This window comes from Streptomyces sp. NPDC048337 (assembly GCF_043201175.1).
GTDB lineage: Bacteria > Actinomycetota > Actinomycetes > Streptomycetales > Streptomycetaceae > Streptomyces.
Genome location: NZ_JBICYR010000006.1, coordinates 1 through 22995 on the forward strand (window position 1 = coordinate 1; position 22995 = coordinate 22995).

At 70.7% G+C, this 22995-nt stretch carries 17 protein-coding genes and 1 pseudogene; 8 read left to right on the forward strand and 10 right to left on the reverse strand.

The genetic code is table 11. The features are described from left to right. Positions 1 to 145 precede the first annotated feature (145 nt). The 4 genes from ACGFYU_RS11925 to metH all read right to left on the reverse strand — a co-directional run bounded on the left by ACGFYU_RS11925 (position 146) and on the right by metH (position 8213). A complete protein-coding gene (locus ACGFYU_RS11925; protein WP_393827152.1) occupies positions 146 to 1729 on the reverse strand; it encodes an ABC transporter substrate-binding protein in 1584 nt (527 codons plus the stop codon). 71 nt (positions 1730 to 1800) lie between these two features. Then, positions 1801 to 3405: an ABC transporter substrate-binding protein gene (locus ACGFYU_RS11930; RefSeq protein WP_393827153.1), complete on the reverse strand. Its 1605-nt coding sequence runs from the start codon at positions 3403 to 3405 to the stop codon at positions 1801 to 1803. Between the two features lie 481 nt (positions 3406 to 3886). Continuing rightward, positions 3887 to 4588, reverse strand: a complete 702-nt coding sequence (locus ACGFYU_RS11935; RefSeq protein WP_393827154.1) for an HAD family hydrolase — start codon at positions 4586 to 4588, stop codon at positions 3887 to 3889. Positions 4589 to 4700: 112 nt separating this feature from the next. After that, positions 4701 to 8213, reverse strand: coding sequence for a methionine synthase (metH, locus tag ACGFYU_RS11940; RefSeq protein WP_393827155.1), 3513 nt, complete (start codon positions 8211 to 8213; stop codon positions 4701 to 4703). Positions 8214 to 8463: 250 nt separating this feature from the next. On the opposite strand from metH, the gene ACGFYU_RS11945 reads away from it, so the two are divergent. The 5 genes from ACGFYU_RS11945 (at position 8464) to ACGFYU_RS11965 (ending at position 14722) form a co-directional block, all read left to right on the forward strand. Then, positions 8464 to 9231: an IclR family transcriptional regulator gene (locus ACGFYU_RS11945; protein ID WP_393827156.1), complete on the forward strand. Its 768-nt coding sequence runs from the start codon at positions 8464 to 8466 to the stop codon at positions 9229 to 9231. Positions 9232 to 9558: 327 nt separating this feature from the next. Then, positions 9559 to 10341, forward strand: coding sequence for an MIP/aquaporin family protein (locus tag ACGFYU_RS11950; protein WP_393827157.1), 783 nt, complete (start codon positions 9559 to 9561; stop codon positions 10339 to 10341). Positions 10342 to 10420: 79 nt separating this feature from the next. Then, positions 10421 to 11947 (forward strand): glycerol kinase GlpK, encoded by a 1527-nt coding sequence (gene glpK / locus ACGFYU_RS11955; protein ID WP_393827158.1) that lies wholly within the window; start codon positions 10421 to 10423, stop codon positions 11945 to 11947. A gap of 41 nt (positions 11948 to 11988) precedes the next feature. Next, positions 11989 to 13596 (forward strand): FAD-dependent oxidoreductase, encoded by a 1608-nt coding sequence (locus ACGFYU_RS11960; RefSeq protein WP_393827159.1) that lies wholly within the window; start codon positions 11989 to 11991, stop codon positions 13594 to 13596. A 139-nt stretch (positions 13597 to 13735) separates the two neighbouring features. After that, positions 13736 to 14722 carry a PAC2 family protein gene (locus tag ACGFYU_RS11965; RefSeq protein WP_393827160.1) on the forward strand — a complete coding sequence of 329 codons (987 nt, stop codon included), beginning with the start codon at positions 13736 to 13738 and terminating at the stop codon, positions 14720 to 14722. Positions 14723 to 14815: 93 nt separating this feature from the next. Here ACGFYU_RS11965 and mshC read toward each other — a convergent pair whose 3' ends face one another. From mshC to ACGFYU_RS11985, 4 genes are all read right to left on the reverse strand, one after another. Continuing rightward, a complete protein-coding gene (mshC, locus tag ACGFYU_RS11970) occupies positions 14816 to 16045 on the reverse strand; it encodes a cysteine--1-D-myo-inosityl 2-amino-2-deoxy-alpha-D-glucopyranoside ligase (RefSeq protein WP_393827161.1) in 1230 nt (409 codons plus the stop codon). A gap of 110 nt (positions 16046 to 16155) precedes the next feature. After that, a complete protein-coding gene (locus tag ACGFYU_RS11975) occupies positions 16156 to 16998 on the reverse strand; it encodes an SCO1664 family protein (protein ID WP_393827162.1) in 843 nt (280 codons plus the stop codon). Further along, positions 16962 to 17552, reverse strand: a complete 591-nt coding sequence (locus tag ACGFYU_RS11980) for a DUF3090 domain-containing protein (RefSeq protein WP_189739916.1) — start codon at positions 17550 to 17552, stop codon at positions 16962 to 16964. Before ACGFYU_RS11980 ends, ACGFYU_RS11975 begins: the two co-directional genes overlap by 37 nt. A 90-nt stretch (positions 17553 to 17642) precedes the next feature. Beyond that, positions 17643 to 18347, reverse strand: coding sequence for a histidine phosphatase family protein (locus ACGFYU_RS11985; protein ID WP_393827163.1), 705 nt, complete (start codon positions 18345 to 18347; stop codon positions 17643 to 17645). Between the two features lie 62 nt (positions 18348 to 18409). On the opposite strand from ACGFYU_RS11985, the gene ACGFYU_RS11990 reads away from it, so the two are divergent. Continuing rightward, complete coding sequence (locus ACGFYU_RS11990) at positions 18410 to 19393, forward strand: magnesium and cobalt transport protein CorA (RefSeq protein ID WP_393827164.1); 984 nt, start codon at positions 18410 to 18412, stop codon at positions 19391 to 19393. Between the two features lie 28 nt (positions 19394 to 19421). Here the strand turns inward: ACGFYU_RS11990 and ACGFYU_RS11995 are convergent, their stop codons facing one another. Together ACGFYU_RS11995 and ACGFYU_RS12000 are read right to left on the reverse strand one after the other, a co-directional pair. Continuing rightward, the gene (locus ACGFYU_RS11995) at positions 19422 to 20210 is read right to left on the reverse strand and encodes a ferritin-like domain-containing protein (protein WP_393827165.1); all 789 of its coding nucleotides are present in this window, start codon (positions 20208 to 20210) and stop codon (positions 19422 to 19424) included. 188 nt (positions 20211 to 20398) lie between these two features. After that, positions 20399 to 21448 carry an LLM class F420-dependent oxidoreductase gene (locus ACGFYU_RS12000; protein WP_393827166.1) on the reverse strand — a complete coding sequence of 350 codons (1050 nt, stop codon included), beginning with the start codon at positions 21446 to 21448 and terminating at the stop codon, positions 20399 to 20401. A gap of 107 nt (positions 21449 to 21555) precedes the next feature. On the opposite strand from ACGFYU_RS12000, the gene ACGFYU_RS12005 reads away from it, so the two are divergent. Next, positions 21556 to 22539, forward strand: a complete 984-nt coding sequence (locus tag ACGFYU_RS12005; protein WP_393827167.1) for an aldo/keto reductase — start codon at positions 21556 to 21558, stop codon at positions 22537 to 22539. Next, a pseudogene (locus ACGFYU_RS12010) lies at positions 22536 to 22995 on the forward strand (hypothetical protein); the annotation flags it as partial. The gene ACGFYU_RS12005 and the pseudogene ACGFYU_RS12010, both read left to right, overlap by 4 nt.

Here is a 22995-nt window from a genome sequence, read left to right on the forward strand (position 1 = left end):
GGGGGGGGGGGGGGGGGGGGGGGGGGGGGGGGGGGGGGGGGGGGGGGGGGGGGCGCCGGGGGGGGGGGGGGGGGGGGGGGGGGGGGGGGGGGGGCGGGCGCGCCGCCGCCCCCCCCCCCCCCGGCCCCTTCCGTCGTCCGGGTGCTCAGCCCTTGCTGATCTCCCAGAAGCGGAAGACGGTCGAGGCGTCCAGGGACCACTGCAGGCCGGTCACGTTCTGGCGGGTGACGGCGTACTGCTTGCCCTGCCAGAGCGGGAGGATCGGAAGCTCGTCGGCGACGATGTCCTGGAGCCGGTTGTAGTCGGTGTTGGCCGCGGTGCGGTCGGACTTCGCGGAGGTCGACGGGATGATGGTCCCGCTGATCTCCTTGTTGTCGTAGTTGTTGTGGAGGACGTTGTCCGGGCCGAAGAACGGCTGGGTGAAGTTGTCGGCGTCCGGGTAGTCCGGCACCCAGCCCTTCACGTAGACGCCGTACTTGCCGTCCTGGATGTCCTTCTCGTACTGCTCGAACTCGACGGACTTCATGTCGGCTTCGAAGAGGCCGCTGTCGTTGAGCTGCTTGGCGATGACCTGGAACTGCTGGTCGGTGGAGGGGCCGTAGCGGGACGGGGTGGAGTACAGGGTCAGCTTGATCTTGCCGTTGATGCCGGCGGCCTTGAGGACGGCCTTGGCCTTCTCGACGTTCGGGCTGCCGCCGTAGCGGTCGAAGAAGGGGGTGGTGTGTCCGGCGATGCCGGCCGGGACGATCGAGTAGAGCGGGGCGGCGGTGCCCGCGTACACGTCCTTGACGAGCGCTTCGCGGTCGACGAGGTAGGCGATGGCCTTGCGGACGGGGAGCTTGCCGGCGACCGGGTCGTTCATGTTGAAGACCATGTGCTCGACCTCGGCGCCGGTGCCCTGGACGACGTCGACCTTGTTGTCGCCGGTCTTGGCGGCGGCGAGGCCTGCGATGTCCTTGGCGGCCAGGCCGCGGAAGGCGAAGTCGACGTCGCCGCTCTCCAGGACCGTCTTGAGGGCGGCCTGGTCGCCGTTGAAGAACTTCAGCGTCACGCCGTTGTTCTTGGCCTTGGCCTTGCCGGTGTAGGAGTCGTTGACCGAGAAGCTGGCGCTCTTCTCGCTGAAGGAGTCCAGCTTGTAGACGCCGGAGCCGACGGCCTTGTTGTCCGTGCGGAGCCTGTCGGCCGGGTACTCGCTGTGGTCGACGATGGAGCCCGCACCCGATGCGATCTTGCTGGGGAAGGTCGCGTCGGGCGTCTTGAGGCGAAAGACGACGGTCTTGCCGTCGGGGGCGTCGATGCCGGCGATCGACGCGAGCATGACGGCGGGGCCGTTCTCGTCGTTGATCTTCAGGGTGCGCTCGAAGGAGTACTTGACGTCCTTGGAGGTGAGGGAGTGGCCGTTGCTGAACTTCAGGCCGGAGCGCAGGGTGCACTTGAACACCTTGCTGTCGCTGCCCTCGAAGCCGCATGCCTGGGCGGCGTCGGGCTCGGGGGTGGTGCCGCCCTTGGGGAAGCTCAGCAGCGACTGGAAGACGTTGTTGAAGAGCAGCCAGGAGCCCGGGTCGTAGCCGGAGGCCGGGTCGGTGGACTTCACCTTGTCGGAGATCCCCATGACCACGCCCTTGCCGCTGCCGGCGTTGGAGCCATCGGTCGAGCCGCAACCGCTGAGCAGCGCGGCGGCGGTGGCTGCGCCGAGCGGGGCCGCCAGCCACTGGTTACGTCGTATCACGCGAACGTCCTTCACAGTCGAACTGTTTCGTTGCTCCGGCCCGCGACACCCGCTGCCGGTTGTTGCCGGTCTCAGCCGCTGACACCCCGGCCGAGCTCCCACAGCTGGAGGTCGGAGATGGCGTTGACCGACCACTCCACTCCGGTGATCCCGTCGCGTGCGGCGACGTACTGCTTGCCCTGCCACAGGGGCAGGACGGGCACGTCCTCGGCGACGATGTCCTGCATCTCCGTGATCGCGGGGACGGCGACGTTGCGGTCGACGGCGCGCCGGGATTCGGGGATGAGCCGGGTGCGCACCGCGCTGTTGGCGTAGGGCGTGCCCAGGAAGTTGTCCTGCTCCAGGAACGGGGCGAGGAAGTTGTCGGCGTCCGGGTAGTCGGGGAACCAGCCGAGCCCGTATGCGGCGTGGTCGCCCTTCTTCTGTGCGGGGCGGAAGTCGGCCCATTCGCTGCCCTGGACGGTGATGTCGAACAGCTGGGTGGAGTTCAGCTGGGTCTTGAGGGCTTCGAACTCGGCGGCCGTGCCGTCGCCGTAGTGGTCGGACGTGTAGTTCAGGGTGAGCTTGACCGGGGTCTTGATCCCGGCGTCCTTCAGCAGGGTGGCGGCCTTGGCGGTGTTGGCCTCGCCGTACTTGCTGAAGAAGGAGTTGACGTGGCCGGTCACGGTGGTGGGGACCAGCGAGTAGAGCGGCTGCGCGGACTTGCCGTAGACCTTGGAGATGACCGCGTTGCGGTCGACCGCGGCGGCGAGGGCCTGGCGTACGGCCTTGTCCTTGACGACGGGGGCCTCGGTGTTGAAGCCGAGGTAGCGGATCTCCAGGCCGGGCATGGGGACGAGCTTGACGCCCTTGGGCGGCCGGGCGGACAGCTCGGTGATCTGGGCGGGCGAGAGGGTGCGGGAGACCATGTGGATGGACCCGTCGGTCAGTGCCTTGCCCATGGCCGCGGAGTCGGCGTAGGTGCGCAGTTCGACCTTGTCGTTGCGGAGCTTGAGGTCGCCCTTGTAGTTCGGGTTCTTGGTGAAGACGGCGCGGACGAGCCGGTCGTTCTTGACCTCGGCCTTCATCGTGTACGGGCCGGAGCCGTCCACGGCGAAGCCCTCGCGGAGCTTCCTGGCTTCGTAGTTCTTCTCGCTGACGATGCCGGTGGCGGGGGTGGAGAGCTTGAACGGGAAGGTCGCGTCGGGGGTCTTCAGGTGGAAGACGACGGTGTCGGCTCCCTTGACCTCGACGTTGTCGAGGGTGGAGAGCAGCGAGGACGGGCCGTTCTCGTCCTTGATGGCGAGGACGCGGTCGATGGAGAACTTGACGTCTTTGGCGGTGAGCGGGTCGCCGCTCGCGAACTTCAGCCCGGGGCGCAGGGTGCAGCGGTAGCTCTCGTTGCCGACGTCGGTGAAGCGGCAGTCGGAGGCCGCTTCGGGGACGGGCTGGCCGCCGCCGCGCGGGGTGTGCATGAGCGTCTGGACGGTCTGGCGCAGTACGTTCCAGGCGCCGGCGTCGTAGGCGTAGGCGGGGTCGAACGGGGCGGGGGCGGTATCGGCGGCTTCGAACCGGTCGGTGGTGCCGACGACGATCGCTCCGGATCCTGCTCCTCCGCCGCTCGCGCTGCCGCATGCGGCCAGCGCGGGGGTGAGCAGTCCGGCCGCGGCCGTCAGCACCATGGTCTTGCGGTTCATGCTGGAAGTACTCCCTGTAACCGGCACTTGATCAAAGCGACGTAAAGGGCACTTCGCGGCGGTCGCCCGTTCAGGGCGGAACGATCGGGCCGGTGGTGTGACGATCGGTCCACGCGATCCCGGCACAGGGGTGTGCGTCCGGGATGGCAGAGGTGCGGCGATGCGCCCGCATCGACCCTAGTGGTCCGGGACGGGATGGCTGGAACTGGCCCGACTTGGGGCGTAATCGCACCGTGATGGGAGCGGACTGGCTGTCCATCTGAGGCTCTGCACAGACTCGGTCAGGAGCTGATCAATCCGGACACAAGGGAAGGCGTCGGAGGCCCCGGACAGGCCCGTCCGGGGTGTCGCAGGTGACGAAGGTCACCCTGGGCAACTGCCCCGGGCGGGATGGAATTTCAGCCTCCGGGGCCTGCGACGGAAGATCCTTCCGCAGGACCTCGGTCCTGACGGGATTCCATTCGGTACGGAGCGTGTGCGCTCAGTTCATCGGAGTGATGAGGGAGCGCAGGAACGGCAGGTCCACGTCCTCCAGCGAGCGGACGACCGTACGGCCGGGCGCGGGCGCGATCACACCGACCGAGGGGACGGCCACGACCCGGCAGCCCGCGGCCTCGGCGGCGGCGACACCGGTGGCGGTGTCCTCGATGACGGCGCAGCGCGAGGGGTGCGCCCCGAGGGTCCGGGCGGCGAGCAGGTAGGGGTCGGGATGCGGCTTGGTGCGGGCCACCTCGTCGCCGGCGACGGTCATGGTGAAGCGGTCGCGGCCGAGGGTCAGCAGGATCTGGTCGATGACCCGGCGGTGGGAGGCGGAGACGAGGGCGGTGGGCACGTTGTGCCGGGCCAGCTCGCTCAGCAGCCGCTCGGCGCCGGGCATGAGGGGCACCCGGTCGGCGATGCGCGCCTCGAAGCGCTCGTTCAGCAGGACGCTGAGCTCGGTGAGGGTGATGTCGGCGCCGGTGGACTCGATCAGGAAGGCCGCACTGCGGGTCATGGGGCCGCCGACGACGATGTCGCGCCAGGACTCGTCGAGCCGGTGGCCGAGCTCGTGGAAGATCTCAGCCTCGATCTCCCACCAGAAGCCCTCCGTGTCGACGAGGGTGCCGTCCATGTCGAGCAGCACCGCCTGGAGGGCCGAGCCGTCGGCCGTACGGGCGACGGGGGCGGGAACGGTGCTCGTCATGCGCGCGCCTCTCAGAAGGGACGAGAAGGCCGGTCACCTCTTCCCGCGGGGCATCACCCCGGGGAACAGGCGACCGGCCTGTATGGGACCGACAATTGTACGTCGGTCTGCCTCAGCGTGCGTTGAAATACTTCGCTTCGGGGTGGTGAATCACGATCGCGTCCGTGGACTGCTCCGGGTGGAGCTGGAACTCCTCGGAGAGGTGGACCCCGATGCGCTCCGGCTGGAGGAGGTCGGCGATCTTGGCGCGGTCCTCCAGGTCGGGGCAGGCACCGTAGCCGAGGGAGAAGCGGGCGCCGCGGTACTTGAGGTCGAACATGTCCTCGACCTTGGCCGGGTCCTCGCCGCCGAATCCGAGCTCGGCGCGGACGCGGGCGTGCCAGTACTCGGCCATGGCCTCGGCGAGCTGGACGGACAGGCCGTGCAGCTCCAGGTACTCGCGGTAGGAGTCGGACTCGAAGAGCTTGGCCGTGGCCTCGCCGATCTTCGATCCGACGGTGACCACCTGGAGGCCGACGACGTCGGTCTCGCCGGACTCCTCCGGACGGAAGAAGTCCGCGAGGCACAGGCGGCGGCCGCGGCGCTGGCGCGGGAAGGTGAAGCGGGTCCGCTCGTTGCCCTCCTCGTCCAGGATGATCAGGTCGTCGCCCTTGGACACGCAGGGGAAGTAGCCGTAGACGACGGCCGCCTCCAGGAGGTTCTCCGTGTGCAGCTTGTCGAGCAGGCCGCGCAGGCGCGGACGCCCCTCGCTCTCGACGAGCTCCTCGTACGTGGCCCCGCCGGCGCGGGCCTGCTTGAGGCCCCACTGGCCCTTGAAGAGGGCGCCCTCGTCGAGCCAGGAGGCGTAGTCCTTGAGCGGGATGCCCTTGACCACGCGGGTGCCCCAGAACGGCGGGGTGGGGACGGGGTTGTCGACGGCCACGTCGGAGCGGCCGCCGGGCTCCTCCGGCTCCTCGACCTGGACGAGCGGTGTGTCGCGCTTGGCGACGCGGCGCTGCTTGAGCTCGGGCAGGGTGGCTCCGGGGACGCCGCGCTTGACGGCGATGAGGGCGTCCATGAGGCGGAGGCCTTCGAAGGCGTCGCGGGCGTAGCGGACTTCGCCCTCGTAGATCTCGTGGAGGTCCTGTTCGACGTAGGCGCGGGTCAGGGCGGCGCCGCCGAGGATGACCGGGTAGTCGGCGGCCAGCTTGCGCTGGTTGAGCTCCTCCAGGTTCTCCTTCATGATCACCGTCGACTTGACGAGGAGGCCGGACATGCCGATGACGTCGGCCTTGTGCTCCTGCGCGGCTTCCAGGATCGCGGAGACCGGCTGCTTGATCCCGATGTTCACGACGTTGTAGCCGTTGTTGGAGAGGATGATGTCGACGAGGTTCTTGCCGATGTCGTGGACATCGCCGCGCACGGTGGCCAGAACGATCGTGCCCTTGCCCTCGTCGTCCGACTTCTCCATGTGCGGCTCGAGGTAGGCGACGGCCGTCTTCATGACCTCGGCCGACTGGAGGACGAACGGCAGCTGCATCTGGCCGGAGCCGAACAGCTCACCGACGACCTTCATGCCCTCCAGCAGGGTGTCGTTGACGATGTCCAGGGCCGGGCGGGTCTGCAGGGCCTCGTCGAGGTCGGCCTCCAGGCCGTTCTTCTCACCGTCGATGATCCGGCGCTGAAGCCGCTCCTCCAGGGGCAGCGCGAGGAGTTCCTCGGCGCGGCCTGCCTTGAGGGACTTGGTGTTGACGCCCTCGAAGAGCGCCATGAGCTTCTGCAGCGGGTCGTAGCCCTCGGCGCGGCGGTCGTAGATGAGGTCGAGGGCGGTGGAGACCTGCTCCTCGTCGAAGCGGGCGATCGGCAGGATCTTGCTCGCGTGGACGATCGCCGAGTCCAGGCCCGCCTTCACGCACTCGTCGAGGAAGACCGAGTTCAGCAGGACACGGGCGGCCGGGTTCAGACCGAAGGAGATGTTCGACAGACCCAGGGTGGTCTGGACGTCCGGGTGGCGGCGCTTGAGCTCGCGGATCGACTCGATCGTCGCGATGCCGTCGCCCCGGGACTCCTCCTGACCCGTGCAGATGGTGAAGGTCAGGGTGTCGATGAGGATGTCCGACTCGCGGATGCCCCAGTTGGTGGTGAGGTCCTCGATCAGGCGCTCGGCGATGGCGACCTTGTGCTCGACGGTACGGGCCTGGCCCTCCTCGTCGATGGTCAGCGCGATCAGCGCGGCGCCGTGCTCCTGGGCGAGGCGGGTGACCTTCGCGAAGCGGGACTCCGGGCCGTCGCCGTCCTCGTAGTTCACGGAGTTGATGACGGCGCGGCCGCCCAGCTTCTCCAGGCCCGCCTTGATGACGGGAACCTCGGTCGAGTCCAGGACGATCGGCAGCGTGGAGGCCGTGGCGAAGCGGCCGGCAAGCTCCTCCATGTCGGCGACGCCGTCGCGGCCCACGTAGTCGACGCAGAGGTCGAGCATGTGCGCGCCCTCGCGGATCTGGTCGCGCGCCATCTCCACGCAGTCGTCCCAGCGGCCGTCGAGCATGGCCTCGCGGAACTTCTTGGACCCGTTCGCGTTCGTCCGCTCACCGATCGCCATGTACGAGGTGTCCTGGCGGAACGGCACCGTCTGGTAGAGCGAGGCGGCGCCGGGCTCGGGCTGGGGGCTGCGCTCGGTGACGGCCGTGCCGCGGACCCGCTCGACGACCTGGCGCAGGTGCTCGGGGGTGGTGCCGCAGCAGCCGCCCACCAGGGAGAGCCCGTACTCGCGTACGAAGGTCTCCTGGGCGTCCGCGAGCTCCGGGGCGGTCAGCGGGTAGTGGGCGCCGTCCTTGGTCAGGACGGGCAGGCCGGCGTTGGGCATGCAGGACAGCGGGATCCGGGCGTTGCGCGCCAGGTAGCGCAGGTGCTCGCTCATCTCGGCCGGGCCCGTGGCGCAGTTCAGCCCGATCATGTCGATGCCGAGCGGCTCCAGCGCGGTCAGCGCCGCGCCGATCTCCGAGCCGAGCAGCATGGTGCCGGTGGTCTCGACGGTGACGGAGCAGATCAGCGGGACGGTGACGCCGAGGGCCTCCATGGCGCGGCGGGCGCCGATGATGGAGGACTTGGTCTGGAGGAGGTCCTGGGTGGTCTCGACGAGCAGCGCGTCCGCGCCACCGGAGATCAGGCCCTCGGCGTTGATCTGGTAGGCGTCGCGGATCTGCGCGTACGTGATGTGGCCGAGGGTGGGCAGCTTGGTACCCGGCCCCATGGAGCCCAGGACCCAGCGCTGCTGCCCGGTCGAGGCCGTGAACTCGTCCGCGACCTCGCGGGCGATGCGCGCGCCCGACTCCGAGAGCTCGAAGTTCCGCTCGGCGATGTCGTACTCCGCGAGCGCCGCGTAGTTCGCACCGAAGGTGTTGGTCTCCACACAGTCCACGCCCACCGAGAAATAGGCCTCGTGAACCGAGCGCACGATGTCGGGACGCGTGATGTTCAGGACCTCGTTGCAGCCCTCCAGCTGCTGGAAGTCCTCCATCGTCGGGTCCTGCGCCTGGAGCATCGTCCCCATCGCCCCGTCGGCCACCACCACGCGCGTGGCGAACGCCTCTCGGAGGGCATCGGCCCGGGTCTGTGTGTCGGCGGGCAGGTTCGGCAACGAGGCCATGGAGAGCTCCCTGGGATGCGACGGCTGTCGGCTTTGCACCCCTTCTGTGTCAAGGGTGCACGCGGCCAGGGTAACCGGCGGCACCCGCCCCGGTGAGGTTGTCCCACGTGCCGGACTGCATTCTGTGCGCGGGGCCCTGCGCCGGGCGTGCACCGAGCGGCGCCGCTCCGGAACCGCCCAACCATGCATAAGGTCGGCATCGACCGATAGTGTTCAGCATTGTCGAACTACGTCAGCAGGAGGCTGCGCGATGGCACGGAACATCCAGTCGCTCGAACGAGCCGCTGCGATGCTGCGGCTCCTGGCGGGCGGGGAGCGCCGGCTGGGCCTGTCGGACGTGGCCTCCGCCCTCGGCCTGGCCAAGGGCACGGCGCACGGGATCCTGCGCACCCTGCAGGCCGAGGGCTTCGTGGAGCAGGACCCCGCGTCCGGCCGCTACCAGCTGGGCGCGGAGCTGCTGCGCCTGGGCAACAGCTACCTGGACGTGCACGAGCTGCGCGCCCGAGCCCTGGTCTGGACGGACGACCTGGCCCGGGCGAGCGGGGAGAGCGTGTACGTGGGGGTGCTGCACAAGAGCGGGGTGCTGATCATGCACCACGTCTTCCGGCCCGACGACAGCCGCCAGGTGCTGGAGGTGGGGGCCATGCAGCCGCTGCACTCCACGGCCCTGGGCAAGGTGCTGTCGGCGTACGACCCGGTCGCGCACACCGAGGCGGTGGAGGTGGACCGGGAGGCGTTCACGCCCCGCACAGTCACGGACATGGCGGGCTTCGAGGAGGTCCTGGACCTGACCCGGGCGCGGGGCTGGGCCTCGGACGTGGAGGAGACCTGGGAGGGCATCGCCTCGGTGGCGGCGCCCATCCACGACCGGCGCCGGATGCCCGTCGGCGCGGTGGCGGTCGCGGGGGCCGTGGAGCGGGTCTGCGGGGAGTCCGGGGAGCCCCGGGCGTCCCTGGTGGCCTCCGTGCGGGATTGTGCGCGGTCGGTTTCGCGCGACCTCGGGGCCGGCCGGTTCTGAGCTTGACCTGATCGCAACCTGTCCACCCAAAGGCCACTCCGTGCGCCATTTGGGTGGATTTTTTTCTTTCCTGATCATCAAATGGCCTGATTTGGGCGATCGTACCGAGTGGTAACGATCCGGTTCTTTGACCTGGCCGACCCTTGACGCGTTCTTCACTCAGGCGGAAAACTGCCGTTCATCGGTCGGCATTGTCGAACACCTACCGGCAATACGCGCTAAGGTATGGCGAGGCCAAGGACCGGTGCAGCACTCACCGAGTGCGTGTGGACCACCGGAGGGACCCGGTGTCCACCCATCCCTGGACGTAAGACAAAGGAGTCGCGGGTGTCCAGCTCCGACATCTTCATCGGCGAGACCATCGGTACCGCCCTGCTCACCCTGCTCGGCGGTGGCGTCTGCGCCGCCCTCACCCTCAAGAGCTCCAAGGCCCGCGGCGCCGGCTGGCTCGCGATCACCTTCGGCTGGGGCTTCGCGGTCCTGATCGCCGCCTACGTCTCCGCGCCGCTCTCCGGCGCGCACCTCAACCCGGCGGTCACCGTCGGCATCGCCGTCAAGACCGGCGAGTGGGGTGACGTCCCCGTCTACTTCGCGGGCCAGCTGCTCGGCGCGATGCTCGGCGCGGTCCTGATGTGGATCACGTACTACGGGCAGTTCCGCGCACACCTGGCGGACCCCGAGAACATCAAGGACGCCCGCCTCGGTCCCGAGGACCCGCACCCGCACGACGTCGCCGGCCCGGTGCTCGGCATCTTCTCCACCGGCCCCGAGATCCGCAACGTCGTCCAGAACCTGGCGACGGAGATCATCGGCACCGCCGTCCTGGTCCTGGCCATCCTGACCCAGGGCCTCCAGGGCGACGGCAAGGGCCTGGGCGTCATCGGCGTCCTGATCACCTCGTTCGTGGTCGTCGGCATCGGCCTCTCGCTGGGCGGTCCGACCGGCTACGCCATCAACCCGGTGCGCGACCTCGGTCCGCGCATCGTGCACGCCCTGCTCCCGCTGCCCAACAAGGGCGGCTCGGACTGGGGGTACTCCTGGATCCCGGTGGTCGGCCCGCTCGTCGGTGCCGCGCTCGCCGGCGGTCTGTACAACATCGCGTTCGCCTGATCAGCTTCGGCCGCGTTCGTAAGATCCGCACCGCCCTCCTGATTCCGCCTACTCACGAGACCTGCCAGGAGCAGCCACCATGACCAGCAGCACCGGCCCCTTCATCGCCGCGATCGACCAGGGCACCACCTCCTCCCGCTGCATCGTCTTCGACCGCGACGGCCGCATCGTCGCCGTCGACCAGAAGGAGCACGAGCAGATCTTCCCGAAGCCGGGCTGGGTCGAGCACGACGCCACCGAGATCTGGACCAACGTCCAGGAGGTCGTCGCCGGCGCCATCGCCAAGGCCGAGATCACCGCCGCCGACGTCAAGGCCGTCGGCATCACCAACCAGCGCGAGACCACCGTCCTGTGGGACAAGAACACCGGCGAGCCGGTGCACAACGCGCTGGTCTGGCAGGACACCCGCACCGACGCCCTGTGCAAGGAGCTCGGCCGCAACGTCGGCCAGGACCGCTTCCGCCGCGAGACCGGCCTCCCCCTCGCCAGCTACTTCGCGGGCCCGAAGGTGCGCTGGCTGCTCGACAACGTCGAGGGCCTGCGCGAGCGCGCCGAGGCCGGCGACATCCTCTTCGGCACCATGGACTCGTGGGTCATCTGGAACCTCACGGGCGGCGCCCAGGGCGGCGTCCACGTCACCGACGTCACCAACGCCTCGCGCACCATGCTGATGAACCTGCACACCCTGGCCTGGGACGAGAAGATCGCCGAGTCCATGGACGTGCCGCTCACCGTCCTCCCGGAGATCAAGTCCTCCGCCGAGGTCTACGGCCATGTCAAGGACGGCGTCCTCGCCGGCGTCCCGGTCGCCTCGGCGCTCGGTGACCAGCAGGCCGCGCTGTTCGGCCAGACCTGTTTCGCCGAGGGCGAGGCGAAGTCCACGTACGGCACCGGCACGTTCATGCTGATGAACACCGGCGACAAGATCATCAACTCCTACAGCGGCCTGCTGACCACGGTCGGCTACCAGATCGGCGACAAGAAGCCGGTCTACGCCCTGGAGGGCTCCATCGCCGTCACGGGCTCGCTCGTCCAGTGGATGCGCGACCAGATGGGCCTGATCAAGTCCGCGGCCGAGATCGAGACGCTGGCCTCCTCGGTCGAGGACAACGGCGGCGCCTACTTCGTGCCCGCCTTCTCCGGCCTGTTCGCCCCGTACTGGCGCGCCGACGCCCGCGGTGTGATCGCCGGCCTCACCCGGTACGTCACCAAGGCGCACATCGCCCGTGCCGTCCTGGAGGCCACCGCCTGGCAGACCCGCGAGATCACCGACGCCATGACCAAGGACTCGGGCGTCGAGCTCGCCGCCCTCAAGGTCGACGGCGGCATGACCTCCAACAACCTGCTGATGCAGACGCTCTCGGACTTCCTGGACGCCCCCGTGGTGCGCCCGATGGTCGCCGAGACCACCTGCCTCGGCGCCGCCTACGCCGCCGGCCTGGCCGTCGGCTTCTGGCCCGACACCGACGCCCTGCGCGCCAACTGGCGCCGCGCGGCCGAGTGGACCCCGCGGATGCCTGCCGAGCAGCGCGACCGCGAGTACAAGAGCTGGCTCAAGGCCGTCGAGCGGTCCATGGGCTGGGTCGACGACGAAGACGCCAGCTGACCTCACTCAGCTGACGCTATCGACGAGGAGCTAAGAGAGATATGAGCAGCCTGCAGAGCGTGACCGCACTGGGCACGCACCCGACCGCCGGTTCGAACGCGAGCCGCGCCGAGACCCGCGAGCAGTTGGCGAAGGCCACGTACGACCTCCTGGTCATCGGCGGTGGCATCCTGGGCACCTCGGTGGCCTGGCACGCCGCGCAGTCGGGTCTGCGGGTCGCCATGGTGGACGCCGGTGACTTCGCCGGCGCCACCTCCTCCGCCTCCTCCAAGCTCGTCCACGGGGGCTTGCGCTACCTGCAGACCGGCGCGGTCAAGCTGGTGGCCGAGAACCACCACGAGCGGCGGGTGCTGGCCAAGGACGTGGCCCCGCACCTGGTCAACCCGCTCACCTTCTACCTGCCGGTCTACAAGGGCGGTCCGGTGGGTGCGGCCAAGCTGGGCGCGGGCGTCTTCGCCTACTCCGCCCTCTCGGCCTTCGGCGACGGCATGGGCAAGGTCATATCCCCGGCCCGTGCCGTCGCCGACAACCCCGGTCTGAAAACGGACAACCTCAAGGCCGTCGCGGTCTACTACGACCACCAGATGAACGACTCCCGCGTCGCCGTCATGACGGTCCGCGCGGCCGTCGAGTCCGGCGCGGTCGTCCTCAACCACGCCGAGGTCACGGGCCTGCGCATGACGCGCGGCCGGGTCTCCGGCGCCGAGCTCAAGGACCGCCTGGACGGCACCGAGTTCGGGGTGGACGCGCGCGTCGTGCTCAACGCCACCGGCCCGTGGGTGGACCACCTGCGGCGCATGGAAGACAAGCACGCGATGCCGTCGATCCGCCTCTCCAAGGGCGCGCACATCGTGATGAAGCGCAAGTCGCCGTGGAAGGCCGCCATGGCCACCCCGATCGACAAGTACCGCATCACCTTCGCCCTCCCCTGGGAGGACCAGCTGCTGCTCGGCACCACCGACGAGGTGTACGAGGGCGACCCGGCGGACGTGCGCGCCACCGAGGCCGACATCCAGCAGATCCTGGACGAGGCGGCCTTCTCGGTGAAGGACGCGGACCTGGACCGCTCCCTGATGACCTACGCCTTCGCGGGCCTGCGGGTACTTCCCGGCGGCCCCGGCGGCGTCGAGAAGGCCAAGCGCGAGACGGTGGTCTCCGAAGGCGCGGGCGGCATGCTGTCGGTCGCCGGCGGCAAGTGGACCACGTACCGCCACATCGGCCGTGTGGTCATGGACAAGCTGTCCAAGCTCCCCGGCAGCCCGCTGACCGAGGACATGGAGCCGGTGAAGTCCCTGGTCCGCCGGATCGCGCTGCCCGGTGTCGCCAATCCGAACGCGGTCGCGCACCGGCTGCTGGTGGACCGCGAGCCCGGCACGCGGATGGACCCGCTCACCGCCCGCCACCTGGCCTCGCACTACGGCTCGCTGGCCTTCGACATCGCGCGCATCGCGAACGAGGACCCGGCGCTGGCCGAGCGCATCCACCCGGACGGTCCGGAGATCTGGGCGCAGGTCGCCTACGCCCGGGACATCGAGTGGGCCGAGACGGTCGACGACGTGCTGCGCCGCCGCACGACGGTGACCATCCGCGGTCTGGACGACGAGGCCGTACGGGCCCGCGTCGAGGAGATGCTGAGCCACAAGGCATAGCCGGAGGCATAGCTCTCACGCAGGTGGGGAAGAGGGGCGGTTCCGAGGGGAACCGCCCCTCTGTCGTGGGCTGTGGCCCGTGCCTCATCAAGGCTTAGGCTGACCCACGTACGCAAGGGAACTTCGGAAGGAGACCTGGGTGATCGAGCTTGAGGGCGTGCCCGAGCTGATCGACCCGGTCATGGTGGCCGCGTTCGAGGGCTGGAACGACGCGGGTGACGCGGCCTCCGGTGCGGTCGCACACCTGGACCGGGAATGGAAGGGCGAGGTGTTCGCGGCGCTCGACGCCGAGGACTACTACGACTTCCAGGTCAACCGGCCGACGGTGTGGCTGGACAACGGGGTACGGAAGATCACCTGGCCGACGACACGGCTGTCCGTGGTCCGGATCGGCGGCGCGAAGCCGCGCGACCTGGTGCTGGTGCGCGGCATCGAACCGTCCATGCGGTGGCGGTCGTTCTGCAACGAGATCCTCGGCTTCGCGCACGAACTGGGCGTGGAGATGGTGGTCATCCTGGGGGCGCTGCTCGGGGACACGCCGCACACGCGGCCGGTGCCGGTGAGCGGGGTCACGTCGGACGCGGACCTGGCGCGGACCATGGACCTGGAGGAGACCAAGTACGAGGGCCCGACGGGGATCGTGGGCATCCTCCAGGAGGCCTGTACGCACGCGGGTGTCCCGGCGGTGTCGCTGTGGGCGGCGGTGCCGCACTACGTCTCCCAGCCGCCGAACCCGAAGGCGACGCTGGCGCTGCTGAACCGGCTGGAGGATCTGATCGACATCCGGATCCCGCTGGGCGAACTCCCGGAGGACGCGCGGGCGTGGCAGCTGGGCGTGGACCAACTGGCCGCCGAGGACAGCGAGGTGGCGGAGTACGTCCAAACGCTGGAGGAGGCGCGGGACACCGCGGATCTGCCGGAGGCGTCCGGGGACGCCATTGCCCGGGAGTTCGAGCGGTACCTGCGGCGGCGTGACCCTGCCGCCGGGTCCGCCGGCGAGCCGGGCGACGGCTCGTACCTCCGGGACACCTCCAGCGGGCTGACCCGTCCGAAGCGGAAGGACTCCCCTGCCGAGGAGCCGCCGGCTCCGCCGGAGGAACCGGGCGACGACACCCCGGAGGCGTAGCCGGGCCGAGTAGAACGCCGGGCCGACCGCATGTGCGGTCGGCCCGGCGTCTTGCTTCCGCCCGGGCGGAGCCCTCGGCAGCGGCGCCGCAGACTACAGGGCTACGCCCAGGAGGGCGTCCACCGTGCGGGAGACCAGGCCGGGGGCCGATTCGTCGTCGCCGTCGGAGGCGTTCTGCGCGTCCACCCAGCGGTCCACGGCGGCCAGGGCCGCAGGGGCGTCGAGGTCGTTGGAGAGGGCTTCGCGGACCTCCTCGACCAGGGCGTCCGCCGGCAGGCCGTCCGGGCGGGACACGGCCGCGCGCCACCGCTCCAGCCGGGCCACCGCCTCGGCGAGGACGGCGTCCGTCCACTCCCAGTCGTCCCGGTAGTGGTGCGACAGCAGGGCCAGGCGGATGGCCGCGGGGTCGACCCCGGCCCGCCGCAGCGCAGAGACGAAGACCAGGTTGCCCTTGGACTTCGACATCTTCTCGCCGTGCAGGGCCACCATGCCGGCGTGTACGTACGCCTTGGCCATCGGGAACTCGCCCGTCAGCACCTGCGCGTGCGAGGCGCCCATCTCGTGGTGCGGGAAGGCGAGGTCGGAGCCGCCGCCCTGGATGTCGAAGCCCATGCCCAGGTGGTCCAGGGCGATCGCCACGCACTCGATGTGCCAGCCCGGCCGGCCGTGGCCCAGCGAGCCGCCGTCCCAGCTCGGCTCGCCCGGGCGGGCCGCCATCCACAGCATCGGGTCGAGCGGGTTCTTCTTCCCCGGCCGGTCGGGGTCGCCGCCGCGCTCGGCGGACAGCAGCCGCATCGCCTCGGCGTCCAGGTTGGAGACCTGGCCGAAGTTCGCGTCGGACTCGACGGAGAAGTAGATGTCGCCGTCCAGCTCGTACGCGGCGCCCGCGTCCCGCAGCCGCTCGACCAGCGGCACGATTCCGGGTATGGCCTCGACGGCTCCGATGTAGTGCTGCGGCGGCAGCATGCGCAGGGCGGTCATGTCCTCGCGGAAGAGGGCCGTCTCGCGTTCGGCGAGCTCGGTCCAGTCGTGGCCGTCGCGCAGCGCCCGCTCCAGGAGCGGGTCGTCCACGTCCGTGACGTTCTGGACGTAGTGGACCTGCCGCTTGGTGTCGAGCCACACGCGCTGTACTAGGTCGAACGCGTTGTAGGTCGCCGCGTGACCGATGTGGGTCGCGTCGTACGGGGTGATGCCGCAGACGTAGATACGGGCGACGGGACCGGGGGCGAGGGTGATCGTCCCCTGGGTCGCGGTGTCGTGGATCTTGAGGTCGCGGCCCTTGCCAGGAAGGGCGGGGACCTCGGAAGCGGGCCAGGCATGCATGTCTCGAGCCTAACCGGACGGATGTTCCGGAAACGAACCGGACCTGCACTGTTGTCTTGATCGGCACTCTTGCGGTCTGGCCGGATCTGTGCGTGTCGCGACTGGCCGGTTCAGACCGGCGGCCAGGGGATCGACGGCCACTGCCCGGAGGGCTGCGGGTGGATCCCGGTGCGCAGCAGCTGCGCCACCCGTTCCCGTACGGCGGCCAGCTCGACCGCCGTGATCAGTTGGGCCAGGCGGGTGGCGAGCGGGGCGCCCTCGGCCAGCTCGGCGGTCAGGGTGGCCAGCACCTCGCGCGCCTCGGCGGTCAGCGGCTCCCCCGCCCAGCCCCACAGGAGGGTGCGCAGTTTGTCCTCGGCGTGGAAGGTGACCCCGTGGTCGATGCCGTAGAGGCGCCCGTCGGGCGCGGGCAGCAGGTGTCCGCCCTTGCGGTCGCCGTTGTTGATCACGGCGTCGAGGACGGCGAGCCGCCGCAGCCGCGGGTCGTCGGCGTGGACGAGCAGGGCGGTGCGGCCCTCGCCGACCTCGGCGAAGGCGACGGGCTTCCAGCCCTCCCCCGCCTCCTCACCCTCGACGAGCGCGAGGAGCTGCGCGCCGGGGGTCTCGTCCTCGGGGGTGTGGATCCACCGCTGGACCATGCCCTCGCCGTACGGCCCGTCGCGCAGCACGGTCGTGGGCACCAGCCCCCAGCCGGTGGCCTCGGAGACCAGGTAGGAGGCGACCTCGCGCTGGGCGAGGTTCCCGTCGGGGAAGTCCCACAGCGGGCGCTCGCCCTTGACCGGCTTGTACACGCAGTCGGCGCTCACGCCGTCGTACGTGACCGTGCACAGCAGGGCGGCGTTGGACGCCTCCCGGATCCGGCCGACGACGGTCAGCTCACCTTTGGTGAGCAGTTCCTCGTGTTCCCCCGTCCCGGTCACGCCTGGCGCCGGTAGCCGTTCTGGCGCGGGCACACGTGCCCCTCCGGGTCCAGCGGCAGACTGCACAGCGGACACGGCGGGCGGCCTGCGTTGACCACGTCCAGGGCCCGCTTGGCGAAGGCCCGGGCCTGGGCGCCGGTGAGGCGGACCCGCAGCATCGGCGGGCCGTTCTCCTCGTCCTGGAGCAGCCGCTCCTCCGCCTCGGCGAGATCCTCGTCCGAGTCGGCCTCGAGTTCCACGAGCGCCTGCGCCTCGACGATCATGCGCTGTTCCTCGCCGTCCCAGGCCAGGGCCATGGTGCCGACGCGGAACTCCTCGTCGACGGGGACGTCCAGGGGCGCGGTGTCGGCGGCCTCGGCGGGGGCGACGGCGGGCACCGGGGCGTTGCCGCCGGTGCGCCGTACGACCTCGTCCAGCAGCTCGTCCATCCGCTCGGCCAGCGCCGCGACCTGGGTCTTCTCCAGGGAGACGCTGGTGACGCGGGGGCCGGCGGAGGCCTGCAGGAAGAACGTACGGCGTCCAGGCAAGCCGACCGTGCCGGCCACGAAGCGGTCCGGCGGGTCGTAGAGGAACACCTGACGGGGCACGTCCAGTCTCCAAGTCTCGGCGGCAGGGGCAGGGCTGCACGCGGCGGGCTGCGCTTTTAGAAGGCCAGTCCACCCTACTGCGCCGTTCGATCACACCGCGCCCGCGCCGCCTCCCACCACCCCGTTCCCGCCGTCTTCTACGGCTTTGTCCGGTGCGGCCGGGCGCGGTACGAGCGAGCCGAAGTCCCCGGTGTCGCCCAGCCGGAAGAGGAACGGGCGGGTCGGGGTGTAGCGGATGGCGGTCACCGAGCAGGGGTCGACGTGGATGCGCTGGAAGAGGTCCAGGTGCATGCCGAGGGCGTCAGCGACAAGGGACTTGATGATGTCCCCGTGCGAGCACATCAGGAACACGCCGTCGCTCCCGTGCTCCTCCTCGATCCGCGCGTTCCAGTCTCGTACGGCGTCCACGGCGCGGGCCTGCATGGCGCGCATGGACTCGCCGCCGGGGAAGGCGGCCGCCGAAGGGTGCTGCTGGACGATCTTCATCAGGGGTTCGTCGGCCAGTTCGGAGAGTTTGCGGCCCGACCAGTCGCCGTAGTGGCACTCGCCGATCCGCTCGTCGGTGTGCAGCTCCAGCTCCGGCCGGGCGGCCAGCAGCGGGGCGAGGGTCTCCCGGCAGCGTTCCAGCGGGCTGCTGACGGCGGCGGCGAGGGGGACCCCCGCGAGGCGTGCGGGCAGCGCGGCGGCCTGCTCGGCGCCCCGCTCGTCGAGGGTGACTCCCGGGGTCCATCCGGCGAGCAGTCCGGCGGTGTTGGCGGTGGACCGCCCGTGTCGTACGAGGATCAGCGTGGCCATGGCGCCAGCCTAAGCGGTGCCGCCGGCGTGCGGGCGGGTCCCGGGCAGGGAAGAATGCCCGGGTGATTGTGGACTGCGCGATTTACCGGAACGGCCGCCGTACCGAGGGACCGGAGGACTTCTCGGACGCCCTCGACGAGGCGCGGGCGACCGGTGACGCCTTCCTGTGGGTCGGGATGCACGAGCCGACGGCGAAGGAATTCGACCACGTCCGGAGCGAGTTCGGTCTGCACGCGCTTGCGGTGGAGGACGCGCTGACCGCGCACCAGCGGCCCAAGCTGGAGGTGTACGACGATTCGCTGTTCGTCGTCCTCAAGCCGGTGCAGTACGACGACGCCACCGACACGGTGACCACGGGCGAGCTGATGGTGTTCATCGGCGACTCCTTCGTCGTCACGGTCCGGCACGGCGAGGGGTCTCCGCTGGCCGCCGTACGGCGACGGCTGGAGCACGAGCCCGACGTACTGCGGCACGGCCCGACGGCGGTGCTGTACGCGGTGTCCGACGCGGTGGTGGACCACTACATCGACGTGGCGGCCGAGCTCCAGTCGGACCTGGAGGAGCTGGAGGCGGAGGTGTTCGCGCCGAACTCCCTGGACACCAAGAACACCGCCGCCCGGATCTACGGGTTCAAGCGGCAGGTGCTGGAGTTCCGCCGGGCGACGAGCCCGCTGCTCCAGCCGATGGACCGGCTCGCCTTCGGGGAGGTGCCCTTCGTCCACGAGCATTCGCAGCCGTTCTTCCGCGATGTCGCCGACCACCTGACCAAGGCGAACGAGTACATCGAGGGCCTGGACCGGCTGCTGTCGGACGCGCTGGCCGCGCACCTGGCGCAGATGGGGGTCCGGCAGAACGACGACATGCGCAAGATCTCGGCCTGGGCGGCGATGGCGGCCGTCCCCACGATGGTGGCGGGGATCTACGGCATGAACTTCGACGACATGCCGGAGCTGAAGCAGACCTGGGGCTATCCGCTGGTGCTCCTCGTGATGGTGGGCGCGTGTCTGGGCCTGCACCGGATGTTCAAACGCCGGGGCTGGCTCTGAGACGGCCCGTTCGGGACCGCCCTCGGGCTCAGGCGAACTCGGGCGAGGTGACCGGTGCGCCGCCCAGCGCGTCGCGCCGCTCCGGCATGTGCAGGCCGACCATCCGGTGCCAGCCGGCGAAGCGCTCGTACGCGTACATCCCGCGGATGCCGGCGGCGAGCGCGGCCGCCTTGGGCGCGGGCCAGTGCAGCAGCCGCCCCATGTGGGCCATGACGGCGAGGCTCACGTCGCGGTAGACGGCGATCTCGACGAGCGCGCTCTGCCGCAGCACCCGCTGGATGGTGCGGCCGTGGCCCGCCCCGGCCAGGCGCAGCAACTCCTCGTGGCAGTAGGCGAGGTGGTTGTCCTCGTCGTGGCTGATCACGCGGATGGCCTTGCCGACCTCGGGATGGTCGCCGAAGTGCTTGACGAGCATGTCCATCTGGTCGGCGGCACGCTGTTCGGTGACGCGGCTGTGCGAGAGGTAGACCACGATGTCGCGCTCGGTCAGCGGCTCGTCCCGGCGCAGCTTCTCGTGCGCGAGGCCGATGCCGCTGCGCTCCAGGAGCATCGTGTAGTCGGTCTCGGGGGGTACGGGGACGGGCGGCAGGCCGCGCTTGCGCAGCAGGGCGTTGAAGATCCGGCCGTGCTTGTCCTCGTCGGCGCCATGCCGGGTGATCTTGGGGGCGAGATCGCGCATCGACTCCGGTACGAGGGCCGCGATGCGGGCGTTCTCCCAGCCTCCCTGGGACTCCCCGCTGGCGGCGATGGAGCAGAACAGCTGGAAGGAGTCGTCGTTGTCGACGATCTCCTGGAACAGGCTGCGGGCAGAGAGCATGTTTCGAGTCAAACCCCGCCCGCCGGGGCGGGCAACCGATAGGTCGCACTACTCGTCCGAATGAACGAAACGAGGCGATGGACCGGGGCGCGTAACCCGGCGGGCGCCCGCGGCGTTGTTGGCTGTGTCGGCCGTGGCGGGGAAGACCCCCCGAGCCCCCACCACGGCCGCAGGCTTGGGCCACGCAACTAGGCGAGGCCCGCGCGCTCCAGGGCCTCGGTGCCGGCGCGCAGGGCGGCGATCCGCTCGTCCAGGGTGAATCCGGCCGGGGCGAGCGTGAGGGTGGTGACCCCGGCCTCCGCGTAGGCCCGCATCCCGTCCGCGATCCGCTCGACCGGGCCGAGCAGCGTGGTCGAGTCGATCAGCGAGTGCGGGACGGCCTCGGCCGCGCCGGTCTTGTCGCCCGACAGGTACTTGTCCTGGATCTCGGCGGCTTCCTTCTCGTAGCCCATGCGCTGGGCCAGCTGGTTGTAGAAGTTCTGCTTCCGGCTGCCCATGCCGCCCACGTACAGGGCGGTGTACGGGCGGAACATGTCGGCGAGCGCGGGCACGTCGTCACCGAGGGCCAGCGGCACGGTCGGGCAGACGTCGAAGCCGTCCATGGTCAGGCCGGCCTTCTCGCGGCCCGCGCGCAGGTGCGTGAGCGCAGTGGCCTCCAGGTGCTCGGCGGCCGGGAAGATGAGCAGGGCGCCGTCGGCGATCTCGCCCGTCTGCTCCAGGTTCTTCGGGCCGATGGCGGCGATGTAGAGCGGGATGTGCTCGCGCTCCGGGTGCACGGTGAGCTTGAGCGGCTTGCCGGGGCCGCCGGGCAGCGGGAGGGTCCAGTGCTCGCCCTCGTAGGACAGGCGCTCGCGGCTCATCGCCTTGCGGACGATCTCCACGTACTCCCGGGTGCGGGCGAGCGGCTTGTCGAACTTGACGCCGTACCAGCCCTCGGAGACCTGGGGGCCGGAGACGCCGAGGCCGAGCCGGAAGCGGCCCTTGGTGAGGGAGTCCAGGGTGGCGGCCGTCATGGCGGTCATCGCGGGCTGGCGGGCCGGGATCTGGAGGATGGCGGAGCCGACGTCGATGCGCTCGGTCTGGGCGGCGACCCAGGCGAGCACGGTCGGGGCGTCCGAGCCGTAGGCCTCGGCGGCCCAGCAGACGTCGTAGCCGAGCCGGTCGGCCTCCTGGGCGACGGCGAGGTTGTCGGCGTCCATGCCCGCGCCCCAGTAGCCGAGATTGATGCCGAGCCTCATGTTCGTCCCCTTACGGTGTGCCGGTTTACCGATCAGTAACGTTGGTCTGCGGGGGACTGTAGCGCGCCAGGGTCCGCCGCGTCAGTGCCCCAGTAGTCTCAGCGTCCATGGAGCAGAGGCATCTCGGCCGCACCGGACTGCGCGTTTCCCGGATCGGCCTCGGCACCCTCACCTGGGGCCGCGACACCGGCGAGGAAGCCGCCGCCGAACAGGTGAAGACGTTCTGGGAGGCGGGGGGCACGCTCGTCGACACCGCCGACGTGTACGGCGGCGGGGAGGCGGAGTACCTCCTCGGGCGGCTGCTGGACGGGCTCGTGCCGCGCCGGGACCTGGTCATCGCGACCAAGTCCGGCAGCGTGCCGGACCCGGACCGGCGGTTCGACGGCTCGCGCGGGCACCTGCTCTCGGCCCTGGACGACTCCTTGTCCCGCCTGGGCACGGACTACGTGGACCTGTGGCAGGTCCACGCCTTCGACCCGGCGACCCCGCTGGAGGAGACCCTCCAGGCGCTGGACCTGGCGGTGTCGAGCGGCCGGGCCCGGTACGCCGGGGTCGCGGGCTTCTGCGGCTGGCAGCTGGCGAAGGCGGCGACCTGGCAGCTCGCGGCCCCGGGGGCGCGCACCCGGCTGGCCTCCACGCAGATGGAGTACTCGCTGCTCCAACGGGGCGTGGAGCGGGAGGTGCTGCCCGCCGCGCTGGACCTGGGCGTCGGACTCCTGCCCTCCTCCCCGCTGGGGCGCGGGGTCCTGACCGGCAAGTACCGGGAGGGCATCCCGGCGGACTCCCGAGGCGCCTCGCCGACGCTGGCCGCGCTGGTGGACCCGTACCTCGACGAGGCGGCGGGGCGCATCGTGGACGCGGTGGTGACGGCGGCCCAGGGCCTGGCGGTGACCCCGCTGCAGGTGTCCCTGGCCTGGATCCGGGACCGGCCGGGGGTGGTGGCGCCGATCGTCGGCGCGCGGACGTCGGCGCAGCTCGCGGCGGCTCTGTCGGTGGAGGCCCTTAGTCTTCCGGAGGAGATCTGCCGGGCGCTGGACGATGTTTCGGCGCCGCTGCACCGCTACCCCGATCAGGACTGGAGCACGTTGTGAGTACGGACCGCCCATCCGAAGCCGCTGCCGCGGAGGAAGCGACCCCCGACTCGGCCCAGCCCGAAGCCGCCGCCCAGGGCCCGGCGGAAGGGGCCGCAGGCCCGGTCTCCGGCGCAGCCGAAGGGACGGCGGCCCAGACCGCCGCCCCGGGGAGCGGGGACGAGGGGACGGCAGCGGAGGGGGCCGAAGTCCCGGTCACCGGCGAAGCCGAGGGGGCGGCGGCCCGGCCCGCCGCCCCCGGGAGCGGGGACGAGGGGACGGCGGAGCCCGCGGAGGGGGCCGCGGGCCCGGTCTCCGGCGGAGCCGAGGAGCGGGGTCCAGGGGCGGAGCCCCTGGTTTCGGGAAGGGGCGGGGTGGGGGAAAGCCCCGCAGGGCCCACCGCCGAGGCAGAGGCTCCCGAGGGGGCGGACGGCGCGGCCGGGCCGGAAACCGAAGCCCGGGGGGACGCCGAGGGCG

Coding starts and splice junctions, on each gene's coding strand:
- ACGFYU_RS11930 (WP_393827153.1), bottom strand. CDS start 3,405: ATGAACCGCAAGACCATGGTGCTGACGGCCGCGGCCGGACTGCTCACC.
- ACGFYU_RS11935 (WP_393827154.1), bottom strand. CDS start 4,588: ATGACGAGCACCGTTCCCGCCCCCGTCGCCCGTACGGCCGACGGCTCG.
- metH (WP_393827155.1), bottom strand. CDS start 8,213: ATGGCCTCGTTGCCGAACCTGCCCGCCGACACACAGACCCGGGCCGAT.
- ACGFYU_RS11945 (WP_393827156.1), top strand. CDS start 8,464: ATGGCACGGAACATCCAGTCGCTCGAACGAGCCGCTGCGATGCTGCGG.
- glpK (WP_393827158.1), top strand. CDS start 10,421: ATGACCAGCAGCACCGGCCCCTTCATCGCCGCGATCGACCAGGGCACC.
- ACGFYU_RS11960 (WP_393827159.1), top strand. CDS start 11,989: ATGAGCAGCCTGCAGAGCGTGACCGCACTGGGCACGCACCCGACCGCC.
- mshC (WP_393827161.1), bottom strand. CDS start 16,045: ATGCATGCCTGGCCCGCTTCCGAGGTCCCCGCCCTTCCTGGCAAGGGC.
- ACGFYU_RS11985 (WP_393827163.1), bottom strand. CDS start 18,347: ATGGCCACGCTGATCCTCGTACGACACGGGCGGTCCACCGCCAACACC.
- ACGFYU_RS11995 (WP_393827165.1), bottom strand. CDS start 20,210: ATGCTCTCTGCCCGCAGCCTGTTCCAGGAGATCGTCGACAACGACGAC.
- ACGFYU_RS12000 (WP_393827166.1), bottom strand. CDS start 21,448: ATGAGGCTCGGCATCAATCTCGGCTACTGGGGCGCGGGCATGGACGCC.
- ACGFYU_RS12005 (WP_393827167.1), top strand. CDS start 21,556: ATGGAGCAGAGGCATCTCGGCCGCACCGGACTGCGCGTTTCCCGGATC.